Source organism: Streptomyces sp. NPDC030143, assembly GCF_055573695.1.
Genome location: NZ_JBVIAY010000014.1, coordinates 192,135 through 208,516, shown reverse-complemented (window position 1 = coordinate 208,516; position 16,382 = coordinate 192,135). Strand labels below are relative to the sequence as shown.

The window sequence follows — 16,382 nt, the reverse complement described above, 5'->3', positions numbered from 1 at the left end:
GACGCCCGCCGACCGTGCCGCCCGAGGACGACGACCGCGATGGTGTCGGCGGGATGGCGGCGGGGGCGGCAGGGCCGGGGTCAGCGGCGGGGCGGCAGGGTGGCGAGGACGACAACGGCTACTGGTCCGAGGAGAAGCGCGGCTACTGGTCCGAGGAGAAGCGCAGCGCGCCCGCCGGGATCCTCGCGTCGCACCACACCCGTGCGCCGTCGCGCAGTTCGTTGTCGGGGCCGACGACCGCGCCGTCGCCGATGACCGTGCCGGTCAGGACGGAGCGTTCGCCCACGCGCGCGCGGGTGCCGATGAGGGAGTCGGTGATCACCGCGCCGGGCTCGATGACCGCGCCGGGCAGGATCGTCGAGCCGAAGACCCGCGCGCCCTCGGCGACGAACGCGCCCTCGCCGACCACCGTGCCGCCGGTCAGCTTGGCGTCGGCGGCCACGGTGGCCGTCGGCAGGACGAGCTGGTCGCCGCAGCGGCCGGGGACCGCCGGGGAGGGGGCCCGGCCCAGGACCAGGTCGGCGGAGCCGCGGACGAAGGCCGCCGGGGTGCCGAGGTCGAGCCAGTACGTCGAGTCGACCATGCCCTGCAGGTGCGCTCCCGCCGAGAGGAGGTCGGGGAAGGTCTCCCGCTCCACCGACACCGGACGGCCCTGCGGGATCGTGTCGATCACCGAGCGGCGGAACACGTACGCACCCGCGTTGATCTGGTCGGTGATGATCTCCTCGGGGGTCTGGGGCTTCTCCAGGAAGGCCAGGACCCGGCCCGTGTCGTCCGTGGGGACCAGGCCGTAGGCGCGCGGGTCCGTCACCTTCGTCAGGTGCAGGGAGACGTCGGCGCCCGTCGACCTGTGGGTGTCGACCAGCCGGCGGATGTCCAGGCCGGTGAGGATGTCGCCGTTGAAGACCAGCACCGGGTCGTCGGGGCCCGAGTGCAGGCGGGAGGCGACGTTGCGGATCGCGCCACCCGTGCCGAGGGGTTCCTCCTCGGTGACGTACTCGATGTGCAGGCCGAGCGACGAGCCGTCGCCGAAGTACGGTTCGAAGACCTCCGCCAGATAGCTCGTCGCGAGGACGATGTGGTCCACGCCCGCGGCTCTCGCCCGCGCCAGCTGGTGCGTCAGGAACGGCACTCCGGCCGCCCTGACCATGGGCTTGGGCGTGTGCACCGTGAGCGGGCGCAACCGGGTGCCCTTGCCGCCGACCAGGAGGATCGCTTCTGTCACCTTCGTCTCTGCTTCCTGCCGGGACCGGCCGAACTGTCTTTCGGCCGGCCAGTGTATGCAGACCCTTGTGTGGCAACTTCGGTGGCCGTGCGGTGTCGCGTGCGTCGTCCACGCGCTGTCCCCCCGACGGCTGTGAATGTGCCCCCCGCCGAACGCGGACGTGTCCCCGGGGCCTCCCCGGGCCCCGGAGTCACGGTTTCCGGTGACGGCTCCTCAGCGCCCCTGGTAGAGCGCCGCGGCCGAACGGGCCGAGCCGAGCCTGCCGTAGAGCTGCCGTCCTGGGCATTCCGTGGCGAAGCCGTCCCGGTGTCCGGAGATCACGTTCAGTCGTACGTTCTTACCTTTTCGGTAGAGATTGCCACCACCGGACTTCAGGTATGTCTTTCCGCTCGGATTGGCCCCGAACAGACCCAGCTTCCACGCCGTCAGCCGAGCGACGGCCGTGACGGTCGCGGCGGACGGCTTGACCGTGGTGTAGGTGCCGAGAGCGGCGATCCCCATGCTGTTGCTGTTGAAGCCCAGGGTGTGGGCGCCCAGGACCGCCTTCGTCACACCGCCGGCCCGGCCCTCGTACAGCGTTCCGCACTTGTCGACGAGGAAGTTGTAGCCGATGTCCCGCCAGCCCATGCTCTTGACGTGGTAGCGGTAGATACCGCGGATGACGGACGGGGCCTGGGCGCAGGTGTAGTTGTTGCCCGTGGCCGTGTGGTGCACGAAGGCCGCCTTGACCGTCGTCGTGTAGCGGAACCCCGCCTCGCGCATCTTCTCGTCGGCGCCCCAGCCGCGGCGGCTGACGATGGTCGGACGCGGGCCGATGTACGGCTTCCCGCGGTGACTTCTCGTCAGCTCCGCTCCGGGGAGCGGCGACACCGGGACGGCGGCGTCCCCCAGCAGGGCGCGGGTGCGCGGCGCGCCCACCGGGGCGTGGGCCGGGGCGGCCCGGGTGGTTCCCGGGTCGACGAGTTCCAGGCGCAGGCCGGCGGGGAGCGCGGCGGCGGCCGACACCGTACGGGTGTCCGGGGCGGCGCCCTCCCCACGGTGCTCCGTCGCTGGGCTGACGCGGACCTCGACGCCGTCGGAGTCGCCCACCCACAGGGGGGCGGTGGCGCCGCGGACACGGCCGGAGGCGCGTTCGCCGCTGCCGGGGTCCGCGCCGTGGTCGGCGTTGTGGGTCTCGACGTCCTGCCAGGGGGACCACGCGCCGGTGGCGGTGGCGCGGGTGCGGACCCTGACCCGGCCGTGGAGTTCGGCGTCGGGGTCGTCCCAGACGACGCCGAGGAGGGAGAAGCGCTGGACGTCCCGGCGGGGCAGGCCTTGTTCGGTCGCGGTGGGGCCGACGGAGCGGTCGCCGGCGAGGGGGGTGAGGGGCAGCGACCGGGTGCTGCCGGACAGGGCGGCGGGGGCGGCGGCCCGGGCCGCGGCGGTCGCCGACTCCGCGGTCGGCGCCGGCCTCACCGTCGCCGCGGTGGCGGGGGGCGTCAGCGGGAGGGCGAGAGCCGCCGCACAGGTGACGCCGATCGAGGAAGCAAGCAATCCACGCATGCCACTGATCGTGGGCACCGCCCACACCGGTCCGCACATCGGGCAACTGACGTGGCGTCGGGTTCGTTCCGCCGAACCGGTGGCCCCGTGAGGGGTGTTCGGGGACGGCGACGCGTAGGCTTGCGCGAGTGAACGCCACCGATCGCACCCCTGCCGACCTGCTGCGTTCCGCGCTCGCCGCGGATCCCGCGCGCCCGCTGGTGACCTTCTACGACGACGCCACCGGCGAACGGGTCGAATTGTCCGTGGCCACCTTCGCCAATTGGGTGGCCAAGACCGCGAACCTCCTGCAGGACGGGATGTCCGCCGAGCCCGGCGACCGGGTCGCGCTGCTGCTTCCCGCGCACTGGCAGACGGCGGCGTGGCTGCTGGCGTGCGCGTCGGTCGGGGTCGTCGCGGACGTCGACGGGGACCCGGCGCGCGCGGACTTCGTGGTGGCCGGGCCCGGACGGTTCGAGGCGGGCCTGGCGTGCCGGGGCGAGCGGTACGCGCTGTCGCTGGCTCCGCTCGGCCGGCGGTTCGTGCCGGGGCCGCCGGAGGGGTACGCCGACTACGCGGTGGACGTGCCGAGCCACGGGGACCGTTTCGTGGCGTACGCGCCGGTGGATCCCGAGGAGCCCGCGCTGATCGTCGCCGGGGCGGAGTACACGGGCGCCGAGATCACCGAGCGGGCCCGGGCGGACGCGGCGGGCCTCGGCCTGACGGGCCCCGGCTCCCGGCTGCTGTCGGCGCTGCCGTACGACACCTGGGAAGGGCTGAGCGCCGGCCTGTACGCCCCGCTGGCCAGCGGTGGCTCGGTGGTCCTGTGCCGGAACCTGGACCAGGCGACGGAGGAGACGGTGACGCAGCGCATCGAGAGCGAACGGGTGACGGCGACGGCCCGGTAACCCGGGCCGGCCGTCCCCGGCGGCTCTCCCGGGCGTCCCGGGCCCGCTTTCCCGCCCGGGCCACCGGGCCGGCTCTCCCGCCCGGGCCGGCATTCCCACCCCGGCCCCCCCCAGGCAGGCTCTCCCGCCCGGCGGGCCCTCCGACGCGGGCTGCTCTCCCCAGACCTGCCATCCCGCCCAGGCCGGCATTCCCACTCCGAGCCCCCGGGCCGGCTCTCCCGCCCGGACCTGCTCTCCCGCCCGGCAGGCGATCCAACGCGGGCCCGCTTTCCCGCCCGAGCCCCCGGGCCGGCTCTCCCGCCCGGCGGGCTTTCCCCCGCGGGCCCGCTTTCCGACCCGGGCCGGCGTTCCGCCCGGGCCGGCTCTCATGGGCGCCCGGGCCCGTTTCCCGCCCACCCGCACCGGCCGTCACCGCCGCCGACGCCCGCGCCTGACGCCCACCACCCCACGCCCCTGCCCGACACCCGCCCCCCCACCCTCGCCCGACGCCCGACGCCCCGCCCCGGGCCCCCGCCCCCGGCACCCGGCGCCCGCCGTCCACCCCCCGTCGAAGGAAACCTCGCCCCCTCCGTCAGGGCACGCAGAGGCACTCTTCACCCGTTCGGTCCCCCTCCACCCCCACTCACGCCGCCTCCCGCGCCATCGTCGAAGGAGCGGGAGGTGTGCGGTGTCGTGCGCTCCCACGGTGTGCAGGGAGGGGTGGTCCAGGCGTGAGCGAGACGGCGGGCGCTGCCGGGCGGCCCCACGGGCCGGGGGCGGGGGCCTCCGCGTCCGGCGCGGGGCACCTGCGCCGGCGTCGGCGGCGCTGGGTGCGGTACGGGGCGGTCGCGGTCGCCGTCGTCGTCGCGGGGGCCGGGGTGGCGGCGTGGGCGGTGTACGCGAAGCTCGACGGGAACATCACGCCCGACGAGGCCGCCGCGGCGGAGCTGGAGCGGTATGCGAAGGAGCGGCCGACCGCGTTGGTGAAGGACGCCCGGAACATCCTGCTGATCGGCTCGGACACGCGCGCCGGCTCGGGCAACCGCCCCTACGGACGGGACACGGGCACCGAACGGTCGGACACGACGATCCTGCTGCACCTGTCCGCCGGCCGGGGCAGCGCCACCGCCGTCTCGCTGCCCCGGGACCTGATGGTGGACGTGCCGAGTTGTCGGCGGGCGGACGGGACCCGGACCGAACCGATGTTCGCGATGCTCAACTACGCCTTCCAGACCGGCGGCTCGGCCTGCACGATCCGCACGCTGGAGAAGCTGACGGGTATTCGGATGGACCACCACGTCGTCGTCGACTTCCGCGGGTTCAAGAAGATGGTCGACGCCGTCGACGGGGTCGAGGTGTGTCTGAGGGAACCCGTCCGCGACGAGGACGCCCGGCTGCGGCTGCCCGCGGGACGGGTGCGGCTCGACGGCGAACAGGCCCTGGGGTACGTCCGCGCCCGCAAGTCCCTCGGCAACGGCAGCGACACCGACCGCATGGAGCGCCAGCAGCGGTTCCTCGCGGCGCTCGTCAACAAGGTGCAGAGCAACGACGTCCTGCTGAATCCCGCGAAGCTGTATCCGGTGCTGGACGCGGCCACGTCGTCCCTCACGACCGACCCGGACCTGGCGAGTCTGCGCGGGCTCTTCGACCTCGTGCGCGGAGTGCGTGACATTCCCACCGACCAGGTGCGGTTCCTGACCGTTCCGCGGGAGTCGTACGTGTACAACTCCAATCGCGACCAGCTCGTGGAGCCCGAGGCGGAGAAACTCTTCGAACTGCTGCGCAGCGACGCGCCGGTGCCGATCGCGCCGAGAACCGCCCAGGGCCCCGCCTCCGCGTACCCGCGCGACTACCCGGGGTACGCGTCCCCGCGTCCCACCCCGCCGCCGACCTTCCGAGGTACGACGGCCGCCGAGGACACCTGCGGGTAAAGCGCTTGCCAAGCGAAGGCCCTTCCTGGCCGACCGGCGAACTCCAGTTCAATGAAATAGGGCGAATTGCCCTGTTGTAGGGACGTGGAATTTGTCACCGTCGTCGCCCAGCGCTGAACTGGGCGGATAGTGTGAGCGATCCGGTGCACCCGGCCACGAGGTCCGTCCTGGGGTCGTGCACTGACCGACTGAGTGACCGAGACGACCCGAGCGCCTTTTGAGGGGGAAAGGTGCCGCGTGGCCCCGACGGAGGATTCGAACAACCGTGGACGCGCAAGGCCGTGGGCGGGCGGACAACATCGACCCCGCAGACCAGTGGGTGCTCAATCCGGACACCGGCGAATACGAACTGCGACTGACTCCTTCCGCACCGCAGTCGGCGGTGCCCGGACCCCGTAGGGCCTCGTCCCGCGCGGCGGGCGGCGCAGGCGCGGGCCGCGGCCGGACGACGGCGCCGGAGAGCCGCAGGATGACACCGGGCGGCGCCCGTACCGAGGCGCCGGTAGGGGGGACCCCGGAGGTGCCGGGTCCGCGCCGCCGCCGGGGCGTGCCGGAGGATCCGCTGCCGGGCCGGCGCGGTCGCCGGCAGCCGGTGCCGAAGAAGTCGAAGGCGAAGAAGGTCCTGCTGTGGACCGGCGGCACCATGGCCCTCGTGCTGGTGGGCACCGCCGGCGCGGCCTACCTCTATCTGGAGCACCTCAACGACAACATCAACTCGGTCTCCGACGACGGCGCGAGCACGGGCGGCTTCAGCAAGGACAAGGCGATCAACCTGCTGCTGATCGGCACCGACAAGCGCACGGGCTCCGGCAACGAGGGCTACGGCGACTCCGGCAGCGTCGGCCACGCCGACACGACGATCCTGCTGCACGTCTCCAAGGACCGGACGAACGCGACCGCGCTGAGCATCCCGCGCGATTTGATCGTGAACATCCCGGACTGCGAGACCACGCAGGAGGACGGCACCAAGAAGGTCATCCCGGGCACGGACGGCGAGCGGTTCAACACGAGCCTCGGCCAGGACGGCCGTACGCCCAGCTGCACCATGCGCACCGTGACCGAGCTGACCGGGATCACCCCGGACAACTTCATGGTCGCCGACTTCAACGCGGTGAAGACGCTGACGACGGCGGTCGGCGGTGTCGAGGTGTGCCTGGCCAAGGACATCGACGACCCCGACTCGCACCTGAAGCTGTCGAAGGGCACGCACACCATCGAGGGCGAGCAGGCGCTGGCGTTCGTGCGCACGCGGCACTCGGTGGGCTTCGGCGGCGACCTGAGCCGCATCGGTATCCAGCAGCAGTTCCTCAGCGCGCTGATGCGCAAGCTGAAGTCGAACGACACCCTCACCAGCCCCAACAAGATGATCAAGCTGGCGGAGGCGGGCACCAAGGCGCTGACCGTCGACTCCCAGCTGGACAGCATCGGCAAGCTGAAGGACCTGGGTCTGGAGCTGGGCAAGCTCGACACGAAGAACCTGACCTTCGCGACCGTGCCGGTGGTCGACAACCCGGCCGAGAAGGTGAAGGCCACGGTCATCCTCAACAACGCGACGGCGCCGACGGTCTTCCAGATGATCAGGGACGACATCTCCTTCACCGCGGTGAAGGAGCAGCAGCAGGCGTCGAGGAACGCGGCCGCCGCGGCCGCCGCGGCCCGTCTCAAGGGCACCCAGTCCGCCGCCTCCGAGGTGCGGGTGCGGGTCATGAACGGCGGCGCCCCGCCCGGCAGCGCGCAGGAGACGCTCAGCTGGCTGCAGAACGAAGAGGGCATCACGAAGTCCGAGAACGCGGGCAACGCGCCGGCGCAACTCGCCAGGACGACGCTCGAGTACGCGCCGGAGCAGGCCGCCCAGGCACGCAAGCTCGCCGCCGTCATGGAGCTGCCGGGGACCGCGCTCAAGCCGGGCGAGAGCGTCACCAACGCCCAGGGTCTGCCGACGATGACCCTGACGCTGGGCAAGGACTTCAAGGGCGCGGGAGTCTCGCTCACCGCTCCGACGAAGGTGCCGGACTCGGTCGACAAGTCCACGGCCGACAAGGTCGAGTGCGCCAAGTAATCACCAAACAGGTAACCCTGCGGGCCCGTCGCGCGTCTGACTCGGCGCGGGACGGGCCCGTGTCAGGCGCAGGGCGGGGAGGGCAGGGGACATGGCGCGGAGCAGTGTGCGGGGGGAGGCTCCCGGGACCGAGGACACGACATCCACGGCGGAACGGGACCAGGACGCACCGAAGGGGCAGCGGGAGGCGACCGGTGACGGGCAGAGACAGGGCCCGACCGGTGAGGAGCAGAGACAGGGCGGGCCCGGCGACGGGCAGCGGCAGGAAAGGCCGGCCGAAGGGCGGGGCGCGGACGCCCCGGACGGGCAGCGGGGCGCGGACGCGCCGGGCGAGGGCCCGGACACACCGGGCGAGGGCCCGGACACGCCGGGCGCCGGGCAGCCCGAGAACGCGTCGGGCGGCGCCCGGCGCGCAGACGCGTCCGAGGACGGGCAGCGCTCGGGCGCCGCGGGCGACGGGCAGAACGAGGACCCGTCGCACGACGGGCGAGGCAAAGGCTCGCCGGGGGACGGGCGGAACGGCAGGGGCACGTCGAAGGACCGGCGGAACAGGGGCGCCTCGAAGGACGGGCGGCGGAAGCAGGCCGGTGACGGCGACGGTGACGGCACCGGCGGATCCGCTTCCGGCGGCACCGGCGGTCCCGGCCGCAGACAGCGCGGACGGCGTGCGCTGCGCTGGTCGGCGTCCGTGCTGGCGCTGGTCATACTCGGCGGCGCGGGGGCGGGCTACCTCTACTACGAGCGCCTCAACGCCAACATCAAGAGCGACGACCTGAATCTGGGTGACGCCAGGGACCGGGCGGCCGACACCAAGGCGAACGCGGCCGGCCAGAAGGCGATGAACATCCTGCTGATCGGTTCGGACGCCCGCGACACCGAGGAGAACCAGAAGCTCGGCGGCGCCAAGGACACCTTCGACGGCCCCCCGCTCGCCGACGTCCAGATGCTGCTGCACCTCTCGGCGGACCGCAGCAACATGTCGGTCGTGAGCATGCCCCGCGACACCCTGCTGGACATCCCCAGGTGCACCGACCCCGACGACGGGCACGTGTACCCGGCGCTGACGCGGCAGATGACGAACCGCTCGCTCAGCCGTGGCGGCCCGGGCTGCACGGTGGCCACGTGGGAGAAGCTCACCGACATCCACATCGACCACTTCATGATGATCGACTTCGCGGGTGTGGTGTCGATGGCGGACGCGATCGGCGGCGTACCGGTGTGCGTCGACGCCAACGTGTACTCGCACACCGGCGACGGCAAGGGCTCCGGTCTGAAGCTGGCCAAGGGCACCCACGACGTCAGGGGCGAGCAGGCCCTGCAGTGGCTGCGCACCCGCTACGGCTTCGAGGACGGCACCGACCTCGCCCGCGCCAAGGCGCAGCACATGTACATGAACTCGATGGTGCGTCAGCTGCGCTCCGAGGCCAGGCTGACCAATCCGAACGCCCTGCGCAGGCTCGCCGAGGCGGCGACCGAGGCGATCACCGTCGACGACGGCCTGGACAGCATCAAGAAGATGTACGACCTGGCCACCGAGCTGCAGAAGGTGCCCACCGACCGCATCACCATGACGACGATGCCCAACCGCTACGTCGGCAGCCGGGTGGAGCCCACCGAGGACGCCGACCAGCTGTTCCGGCTGGTGCGCGAGGACATCGCCCTGGACGGCAGGGACACCGAGAAGCCCGCCGCCCCCGCGAGCGCCTCGCCCTCCCCCACCGACTCGGCCGCCGCCGACGGCGAGATAGCGGTCCAGGTCCACAACGGCACCTACACCGACGAGCTGGGCGCGGCCCGCGGCCGGGCCACCACGGTGGCGCACCTGCTGGTCGGCAAGGGCTTCACCGAGGCGGTGTCGGACAACGCCCCGGCGACCTCGGAGAAGACGACGGTGGTGCGCTACCCGAGCGCCGACCTCCAGGGCGACGCCCAGCGGGTGGCGAAGGCCCTGGGGCTGCCGGCGAGCGCGGTGCAGAAGTCCACCGACGTCTCCGGCGTCACGCTCTTCGTGGGCGCCGACTGGCGCTCGGGGACGACGTACGAGGCGCCCGCCGAGGACGACACGACGCCCGAGTCGGCGGAGGCGATGAACGCCTCCGACACCGGTCAGTGCATGAAGGTGAACCCCGACTTCACCTGGTAGCCGGGGTGCGGGGTCCGTCCGGTTCCCCGCGGACCCCTCAGCTCGCTTCGGGGCTGAGGACCGCGGGGCGGCGGGAGGCGATGACCCTGCGCGCCAGCGACTTCGGGCTGGTCAGGAAGCCCCAGCCCCACGACATGTGCATGGTGGCGAGCGCCACGGGGATCTGCAGGCGCGCCTTGAGCGGCAGCCCCCTGCCGGTGGGCACGGACCCGGCGACGATCGCCGCGAGGTAGCCGCCCGGTATCACGAACCCGAGCGGGGTCACCGCGGCGCCCACCACCAGGCCCGCCGCTATCGCGCACACCGCGGTCGGCGGGGCGAGGTAGCGCAGGTTGATGGATCCCTCGTGGTAGCGGGCGACGACGTGCCGCCAGCGGCCGTAGTCCTTGTACTGCTTGGCGAGCGCCTTCACGCTGGGCCGCGGGCGGTAGGACACCCTCAGCTCGGGCGAGAACCAGATCAGCCCGCCGGCCCCGCGGATGCGGAAGTTCAGCTCCCAGTCCTGGGCGCGGATGAACTCCTCGTTGTAGCCGCCCTGTTGCTCGAGCGCCTCACGCCGGAAGACCCCCAGGTAGACGGTCTCGGCCGGGCCCGCCTGGCCTCCCGTGTGGAAGGCAGCGTTGCCCACGCCGATCTTCGAGGTCATCGCGGCGGCGACGGCCTGCTCCCAGTCGTTCTCGCCCTCGGCGTGCATGACGCCGCCGACGTTCTGCGCGCCGGTCTCCTCCAGGAGGCGTACGGCGGTGGCGATGTAGTTCGGCGAGAGCATCCCGTGCCCGTCGACGCGGACGACGACCGGGTGGCGGGAGGCCTTGATCGCGGCGTTGAGCGCGGCGGGCGTGCGCCCCGTCGGGTTGGGGACCGTGTGTACGCGCGGGTCTTCGGCGACGAGCTCGGCCGCGATCTCGTCCGTGCGGTCCGCGGACGGACCGAGGGCGATCACGACCTCCATCTCGCCGGCGTACTCCTGCGCGAGGATCGCTTGGACGGCTCCGCGCAGATGCCGCTCCTCGTTGAGGACGGGCATGATGACGGACACGGCGGGGAGCTGCACGTCGGACTTGGCGTTCATAGGGGGCTCACGTTACCGCGAACGGGGGACACCGGTGCGCCCCGCCGGTGGGGTGCAGCGGGCGACAGATCGTATCTGCCTACGGTGCTACGGCTCCCCCTCGTACGGCCGTCGCCCGGAGGTGACCCGCATGCCCCCCACCCCGCCCCGGTCCTCCGCCTCCCGGCCCCCACGCCCCTCGCGGCCCCCGCACCGCCCGGTGCGGTCACCGGTTCGAAGGAGACGTCCCCGCTGGGCCGTGCGGGCGACGATGACGCTGTCGGTCGTGGTGCTGGCGTCGGCCGGGATCGGTCACTCGGTGGTCAGCAGCCTGGACTCCGGCATCGCCCGGGTCGACGCCTTCAAGGACATGAAGAACCGCCCGCGGGCCGGGCACGGCATGAACGTCCTGCTCGTCGGCACCGACGGCCGCGACCGGATCTCGGAGGCCGAGCGGCGGCGCTACCGGCTCGGCGGGGCGCCCTGCCACTGCACCGACACGCTGATGATCGTGCACATCTCGGAAGACCGGGAGCGGGCCAGTGTGGTGAGCCTGCCGCGCGACTCCTACGCCGAGACGCCGCCGCACACCGACCGCGTCACCGGCCGGGAGCACCACGGGCACCCGATCAGGATCAACGCCGCGTACGCGGAGGGCGGGCCGCAGCTGACCGTGCGGACGGTCGAGCACATGACGCGCGTGAAGATCGACCACTACCTGGAGGTGGACTTCACCACCTTCATGAAGACCGTCGACGTCCTCGGCGGCGTCGAGGTCTGCACGGCCGAGCCCCTGAAGGACACGTACACCGGTCTCGACCTGCCGCCCGGCACGCACACCCTGAAGGGCGGCGCGGCCCTTCAGTACGTGCGGTCCCGGCACGCCGACGCCTCCTCCGACCTCGGGCGGATGAAGCGCCAGCAGCGGTTCCTGGCCGCGCTGATCGACCGGGTGACGTCGTCGGGGGTGCTGCTGAACCCGCTGAGGTTCCGGGACGTGACGCGGGCGGTCCTCGGCTCCGTCCGCGCCGACCGCGAGTTCGGCGTCGACGAGTTCCTGGCACTGGGCCGTGCGATGCGGACGTTCTCCCCCTCGTCGTCGGAGTTCACGACCGTGCCGATCGGGCAGCTGGGGCACGTCGTGAAGGGCATCGGCTCGACCGTGAAGTGGGAGCCGGTCAAGGCGGAGCGCCTCTTCCGGTCCCTGCGCGACGACAAGCCGCTCGCCGCCACCCCCCGGCCCCGCCCGCGCAGCACCGTCGCCGAGGTGGAGGTGGACCCGCGCCGGATCCGCGTGCACGTCGAGAACGGAACGCTCACCCCCGGCCTCGCCAAGCGGGCCGACGCGGCCCTGGCCGCCCTCGGCTTCCGCACGTCGGGCCACCCCACCCCCGCCGCGGACCGCTCGGCCCGCCGCACGGTCATCCACTACGACCCCCGCTGGGACCGCTCCGCGCAGTCCCTGTCCACCGCCCTGCCCGGGAGCGAACTGCGCCCGGTGAGGGGCATGGGCGCCACCCTGAGGGTCACCGTCGGCGCCGACTTCCACCAGGTGCGCAAGGTGGGACACGCGCCGGTGGTTCCGGCGGAGCCGGGAGTGGTGCGGGGCGACGAGGTGGGGTGCGGCTCGTAGCCGGCCGCGGCGGGGCGTGACCGACCACGCCGGGCGGGGTCAGTCCGTGAGGCCCTCCGCCGCCCGGGTCGCCCGCAGGTCGAGGATGGCCCGGCGGCGGGCCAGGCGGTGGGTCCGGCGGATCTGCGCCTCCTGGTGGCGGCGGCGGTCGCGGTCGGTCTCCGGGAGGACCGGGGGGACGCGGCGGGGCTTGCCGTCGGCGTCGACGGCGGCGAAGACGAGGTAGGCGGAGCCGACGTGGGTGGGCGGCGCGGACTCGTTCCAGCGTTCGGCGAGGACCCGGACGCCGACCTCCATCGAGGTACGCCCGGTCCAGTTGACCTGGGCCTTCACATGGACGAGGTCGCCGACGCGGACCGGCTCGAGGAACGCCATCTCGTCCATGGAGGCGGTGACGGCGGGCCCGCCGGAGTGCCGGCCGGCGACGGCGCCCGCCGCGTCGTCGACGAGCTTCATGATCACACCGCCGTGCACCGTGCCCAGGAGGTTGGTGTCGTTGTGGGTCATGATGTGGCTGAGCGTGGTGCGGGACGCGGAGGTGGGCTTGCCGGGGATGTCCGAGGTGCCCGACTCCACTGCGGTGACCTGGTCTGTCATGTCCTCCACCTTATGCCGAGGGGGACAAGCCGGGACTTTGTGTCAGCTTGGCAACAGCGGGGCCCTGATTTTCCGACGCCCCTGTAAGCCGCACGGCCCTGACCGGCACACTGGGGCGCATGAACGATTGGCCCGAGGGGCGGTCCGACGACAACCGCGGCAACCGGTACGGCGGTGGGAGCGCGAGCGCGCAGCCCGAGAGCGCGCGCGTCATGCGCCAGGTCCGCCGCGGCCAGGCGGCCCCGCCGCACAGCCCCGGCGTCCCCCAGCAGCCGTCGTACGTCAACGGCCAGGGATACGGCGGCGGCGACTTCACGAACGCCCGCAACACCGGCTACGACAGCGGCTTCAGCACGGGCCGGGTCTACGGCGGCGGATCCGACGGGCCGGGGGGCCGTGGTCCGCGGCCCGCGCCGGACTGGCGGCGCCGGATCAAGTGGACGGCGATCACCGTCACGGCCGTCCTGGTGGTGACGACCGTCTCCACCTACTTCTGGGCCGACTCCAAGCTCCAGCGCGAGGTCGACCTGTCGAAGGTCATCGACCGGCCCGAGCAGGGCAAGGGCACCAACTACCTCATCGTCGGCTCCGACAGCCGTGAGGGCATGTCCGCCGAGGAGAAGAAGGAACTGCACACCGGTTCCGCCGACGGCAAGCGCACCGACTCGATGATGATCCTGCACGTCGGCGACAACGGCGACACGCTGATCTCGCTGCCGCGCGACTCCGACGTCGAGATCCCGAGCTTCGTCGGCTCCGAGTCCGGCAAGACCTACAAGGGCACGGGCCGGCACGTGAAGCTGAACGCCGCCTACGCCGAGGACGGCCCGGAGCTGCTCGTGCGCACGGTCGAGTTCAACACCGGACTGCGCATCGACCACTACGTCGAGATCGGCTTCGCCGGGTTCGCGAACATCGTGGACGCGGTCGGCGGCGTCGAGATGGACATCCCGCAGGACATCAAGGACACCAAGTCGGGCGCCGACTTCAAGAAGGGCAAGCAGACCCTGAACGGCGAGGAGGCCCTCGCCTTCGTCCGCACCCGCTACGCCCTCGCCGGCTCCGACCTGGACCGCACGAAGAACCAGCAGAAGTTCCTCTCCGCCCTCGCCAACCAGGTGGCCACCCCGGGCACGATCCTCAACCCGTTCACGCTGTACCCGACCATGGGTGCGGGCCTGGACTCGCTGATCGTCGACAAGGACATGGGCCTGTACGACCTGGCGTCGATGTTCTGGGCGATGAAGGGCGTCAGCGGCGGTGACGGCAAGTCGATGAACATGCCGATCTCCGGCACCTCCGGCAGCAACCTCGTCTGGGACAAGACGAAGGTGAAGCAGCTGGTGAGCGAACTGAAGAACGACGAGAAGGTCACGGTGACGGGTGGCTGACCACACCGGTGGCAGACCGCCGTTCGACGCGGTCCTGTGCGACGTCGACAACGTGGTACGGCACTTCGACTCCTCCCGTCTGGAGGCGCTGGAGCGCGCGGCCGGGCTGGCGGAGGGCACCACCAGGAAGGTGGCGTTCGCCCCCGAGGTCGACGGGCCGGTGCTGCTGGGCCGGATCACCGAGCAGGAGTGGGTGGCGGCGATCGCCGAGGGGCTGACCGGGCTCGTCGACGAGGAGACGGGCCGGGCCCTGGGCACCGCGCTGCTGGAGTCGCCGTTCCACGCCGACGAGGCGGTGGTGACGCTGCTGCGGCGGGCCCGGGTCCGGGTGCCGCTGGTCCTCGTCTCCAACGCCACGCTCGGCCTGGAGCGCGATCTGGACGCCCTCGGTCTGGCCGATCTCGCCGACCACGTCGTCAGCAGCGCCCGGGTCGGCATCGTCAAGCCCGACCCGCGCATCCTCGCCCTGGCCGCGGCCCGGGCGCACGTGCGGCCCGAGCGCTGTCTGTTCGTGGACGACACCCCGGAGAACGTCGAGGCGGCCGCCGCGCTCGGGATGACGGCCGTGCACTTCCGCGAGGCGGCCGACCTGGAGCGGGCGCTGGGTCCGCTGCTCGGCTAAGAGCTCGAACAAGAGGGGAGCCGGGGAGCCCGGCCGCCCCGGCGCCCCTGAGGGCTCCGGACAGAAAGGGGAGCCCGGCCGCCCCGGCGCCCCTGGACGCACCGCCGCCCCCGTCCCGAACCTCGCGGGGCCGGGCGGGGGCGACAGCGGCGCCGACGAAGCTCTACGGCAGGTTGCGCGCCATGACGATGCGCTGCACTTGATTCGTACCCTCATAAATCTGCGTGATCTTGGCGTCGCGCATCATGCGCTCCACCGGGTAGTCGCGGGTGTAGCCGTAGCCGCCGAGGAGCTGTACGGCGTCCGTGGTGACCTCCATGGCCACGTCGGAGGCGAAGCACTTGGCGGCGGCGCCCTGGAAGGTGAGGTCGCGGTCGCCGCGCTCGGACTTCGCGGCGGCGGCGTAGGTCAGCTGGCGGGCGGCCTCGATCTTCATGGCCATGTCGGCGAGCATGAACTGGATGCCCTGGAAGTCGGCGATCGGCTTGCCGAACTGCTTGCGTTCCTGGACGTAGCCGCGGGCGTAGTCGAAGGCGCCCTGGGCGACACCGAGAGCCTGGGCGGCGATGGTGATGCGGGTGTGGTCCAGGGTCTGCATCGCCGTGGCGAAGCCGGTGCCCTCCTCGCCGATCATGCGGTCGGCGGGGATGCGGACGTTGTCGAAGTAGACCTCGCGGGTCGGGGAGCCCTTGATGCCCAGCTTCTTCTCCGGCGCGCCGAAGGACACCCCCGGGTCGGACTTCTCGACGACGAAGGCGGAGATGCCCTTGGAGCGCTTGGCCGGGTCGGTGACGGCCATGACCGTGTAGTACTCGGAGACGCCCGCGTTGGTGATCCAGCGCTTCACGCCGTTGAGGATCCAGTGGTCGCCGTCGCGGACCGCCTTCGTCTTCATGCCGGCCGCGTCCGAACCGGCCTCCGGCTCGGAGAGGCAGTACGAGAACATGGCGTCGCCCTTGGCCAGGGGGGCCAGGTACTTCTTCTTCAGGTCCTCCGAGCCGGAGAGGATCACCGGGAGCGAGCCCAGCTTGTTCACCGCCGGGATCAGGGAGGAGGACACACAGGCGCGGGCCACCTCCTCGATGACGACGACCGTGGCGAGCGCGTCGGCGCCGGCGCCGCCGTAGGACTCGGGAACGTGCACCGCGTGCAGGTCGTTGGCGACCAGCGCGTCGAGGGCCTCCTGCGGGAAGCGGGCCTCCTCGTCCACCGCGGCGGCGTACGGCGCGATCTTCGCCTCGGCCAGGGAGCGGACGGCGTCCCGGAGCATGTCGTGCTCCTCGGACAGGCGGTACAGGTCGAAGTCAGCCGATCCGGCCAAG

The 16,382-nt window shown here is 72.4% G+C and carries 12 protein-coding genes; 7 read left to right on the top strand and 5 right to left on the bottom strand.

Translation table 11 applies throughout. The features are described 5' to 3' along the window. Window positions 1–142 precede the first annotated feature (142 nt). Both manB and ACZ4YY_RS24060 read right to left on the bottom strand, forming a co-directional pair. Window positions 143–1,225, bottom strand: a complete 1,083-nt coding sequence (gene manB, locus ACZ4YY_RS24065; protein WP_468293715.1) for a mannose-1-phosphate guanylyltransferase — start codon at window positions 1,223–1,225, stop codon at window positions 143–145. A 213-nt stretch (window positions 1,226–1,438) separates the two neighbouring features. After that, a complete protein-coding gene (locus ACZ4YY_RS24060; RefSeq protein ID WP_468293712.1) occupies window positions 1,439–2,767 on the bottom strand; it encodes a peptidoglycan recognition protein family protein in 1,329 nt (442 codons plus the stop codon). A gap of 128 nt (window positions 2,768–2,895) precedes the next feature. On the opposite strand from ACZ4YY_RS24060, the gene ACZ4YY_RS24055 reads away from it, so the two are divergent. The 4 genes from ACZ4YY_RS24055 to ACZ4YY_RS24040 all read left to right on the top strand — a co-directional run bounded on the left by ACZ4YY_RS24055 (window position 2,896) and on the right by ACZ4YY_RS24040 (window position 9,766). Continuing rightward, a complete protein-coding gene (locus tag ACZ4YY_RS24055) occupies window positions 2,896–3,654 on the top strand; it encodes a TIGR03089 family protein (RefSeq protein WP_468293710.1) in 759 nt (252 codons plus the stop codon). A 710-nt stretch (window positions 3,655–4,364) separates the two neighbouring features. Next, window positions 4,365–5,564, top strand: a complete 1,200-nt coding sequence (locus ACZ4YY_RS24050; RefSeq protein WP_468293707.1) for an LCP family protein — start codon at window positions 4,365–4,367, stop codon at window positions 5,562–5,564. A gap of 265 nt (window positions 5,565–5,829) precedes the next feature. Then, window positions 5,830–7,623: an LCP family protein gene (locus ACZ4YY_RS24045; RefSeq protein ID WP_468293704.1), complete on the top strand. Its 1,794-nt coding sequence runs from the start codon at window positions 5,830–5,832 to the stop codon at window positions 7,621–7,623. Between the two features lie 91 nt (window positions 7,624–7,714). Continuing rightward, window positions 7,715–9,766, top strand: coding sequence for an LCP family protein (locus tag ACZ4YY_RS24040; protein WP_468293702.1), 2,052 nt, complete (start codon window positions 7,715–7,717; stop codon window positions 9,764–9,766). 37 nt (window positions 9,767–9,803) lie between these two features. Here ACZ4YY_RS24040 and ACZ4YY_RS24035 read toward each other — a convergent pair whose 3' ends face one another. After that, window positions 9,804–10,838 (bottom strand): glycosyltransferase family 2 protein, encoded by a 1,035-nt coding sequence (locus ACZ4YY_RS24035; RefSeq protein ID WP_468293699.1) that lies wholly within the window; start codon window positions 10,836–10,838, stop codon window positions 9,804–9,806. A 130-nt stretch (window positions 10,839–10,968) separates the two neighbouring features. Between ACZ4YY_RS24035 and ACZ4YY_RS24030 the strand changes: the two genes are divergently transcribed. Beyond that, window positions 10,969–12,450, top strand: a complete 1,482-nt coding sequence (locus ACZ4YY_RS24030; RefSeq protein ID WP_468293695.1) for an LCP family protein — start codon at window positions 10,969–10,971, stop codon at window positions 12,448–12,450. 39 nt (window positions 12,451–12,489) lie between these two features. Here the strand turns inward: ACZ4YY_RS24030 and ACZ4YY_RS24025 are convergent, their stop codons facing one another. Continuing rightward, a complete protein-coding gene (locus ACZ4YY_RS24025) occupies window positions 12,490–13,047 on the bottom strand; it encodes an acyl-CoA thioesterase (protein ID WP_468293692.1) in 558 nt (185 codons plus the stop codon). A 119-nt stretch (window positions 13,048–13,166) separates the two neighbouring features. Here ACZ4YY_RS24025 and ACZ4YY_RS24020 point away from each other — a divergent pair, with 119 nt between their 5' ends. Together ACZ4YY_RS24020 and ACZ4YY_RS24015 are read left to right on the top strand one after the other, a co-directional pair. Beyond that, on the top strand, window positions 13,167–14,438 hold the full coding sequence (locus ACZ4YY_RS24020; protein WP_468293689.1) for an LCP family protein: 1,272 nt from the start codon (window positions 13,167–13,169) through the stop codon (window positions 14,436–14,438). Beyond that, the gene (locus ACZ4YY_RS24015) at window positions 14,431–15,060 is read left to right on the top strand and encodes an HAD-IA family hydrolase (protein WP_468293686.1); all 630 of its coding nucleotides are present in this window, start codon (window positions 14,431–14,433) and stop codon (window positions 15,058–15,060) included. Before ACZ4YY_RS24020 ends, ACZ4YY_RS24015 begins: the two co-directional genes overlap by 8 nt. 163 nt (window positions 15,061–15,223) lie before the next feature. On the opposite strand, the gene ACZ4YY_RS24010 is transcribed toward ACZ4YY_RS24015, so the two are convergent. Further along, entirely contained in the window at window positions 15,224–16,381 is a 1,158-nt protein-coding gene (locus tag ACZ4YY_RS24010) for an acyl-CoA dehydrogenase (protein ID WP_468293683.1), read from the bottom strand. Between the last annotated feature and the right edge of the window lies 1 nt (window position 16,382).

Coding starts and splice junctions, on each gene's coding strand:
- ACZ4YY_RS24030 (WP_468293695.1), top strand. CDS start 10,969: ATGCCCCCCACCCCGCCCCGGTCCTCCGCCTCCCGGCCCCCACGCCCC.
- ACZ4YY_RS24060 (WP_468293712.1), bottom strand. CDS start 2,767: ATGCGTGGATTGCTTGCTTCCTCGATCGGCGTCACCTGTGCGGCGGCT.
- ACZ4YY_RS24035 (WP_468293699.1), bottom strand. CDS start 10,838: ATGAACGCCAAGTCCGACGTGCAGCTCCCCGCCGTGTCCGTCATCATG.
- ACZ4YY_RS24040 (WP_468293702.1), top strand. CDS start 7,715: ATGGCGCGGAGCAGTGTGCGGGGGGAGGCTCCCGGGACCGAGGACACG.
- ACZ4YY_RS24020 (WP_468293689.1), top strand. CDS start 13,167: ATGAACGATTGGCCCGAGGGGCGGTCCGACGACAACCGCGGCAACCGG.
- ACZ4YY_RS24025 (WP_468293692.1), bottom strand. CDS start 13,047: ATGACAGACCAGGTCACCGCAGTGGAGTCGGGCACCTCGGACATCCCC.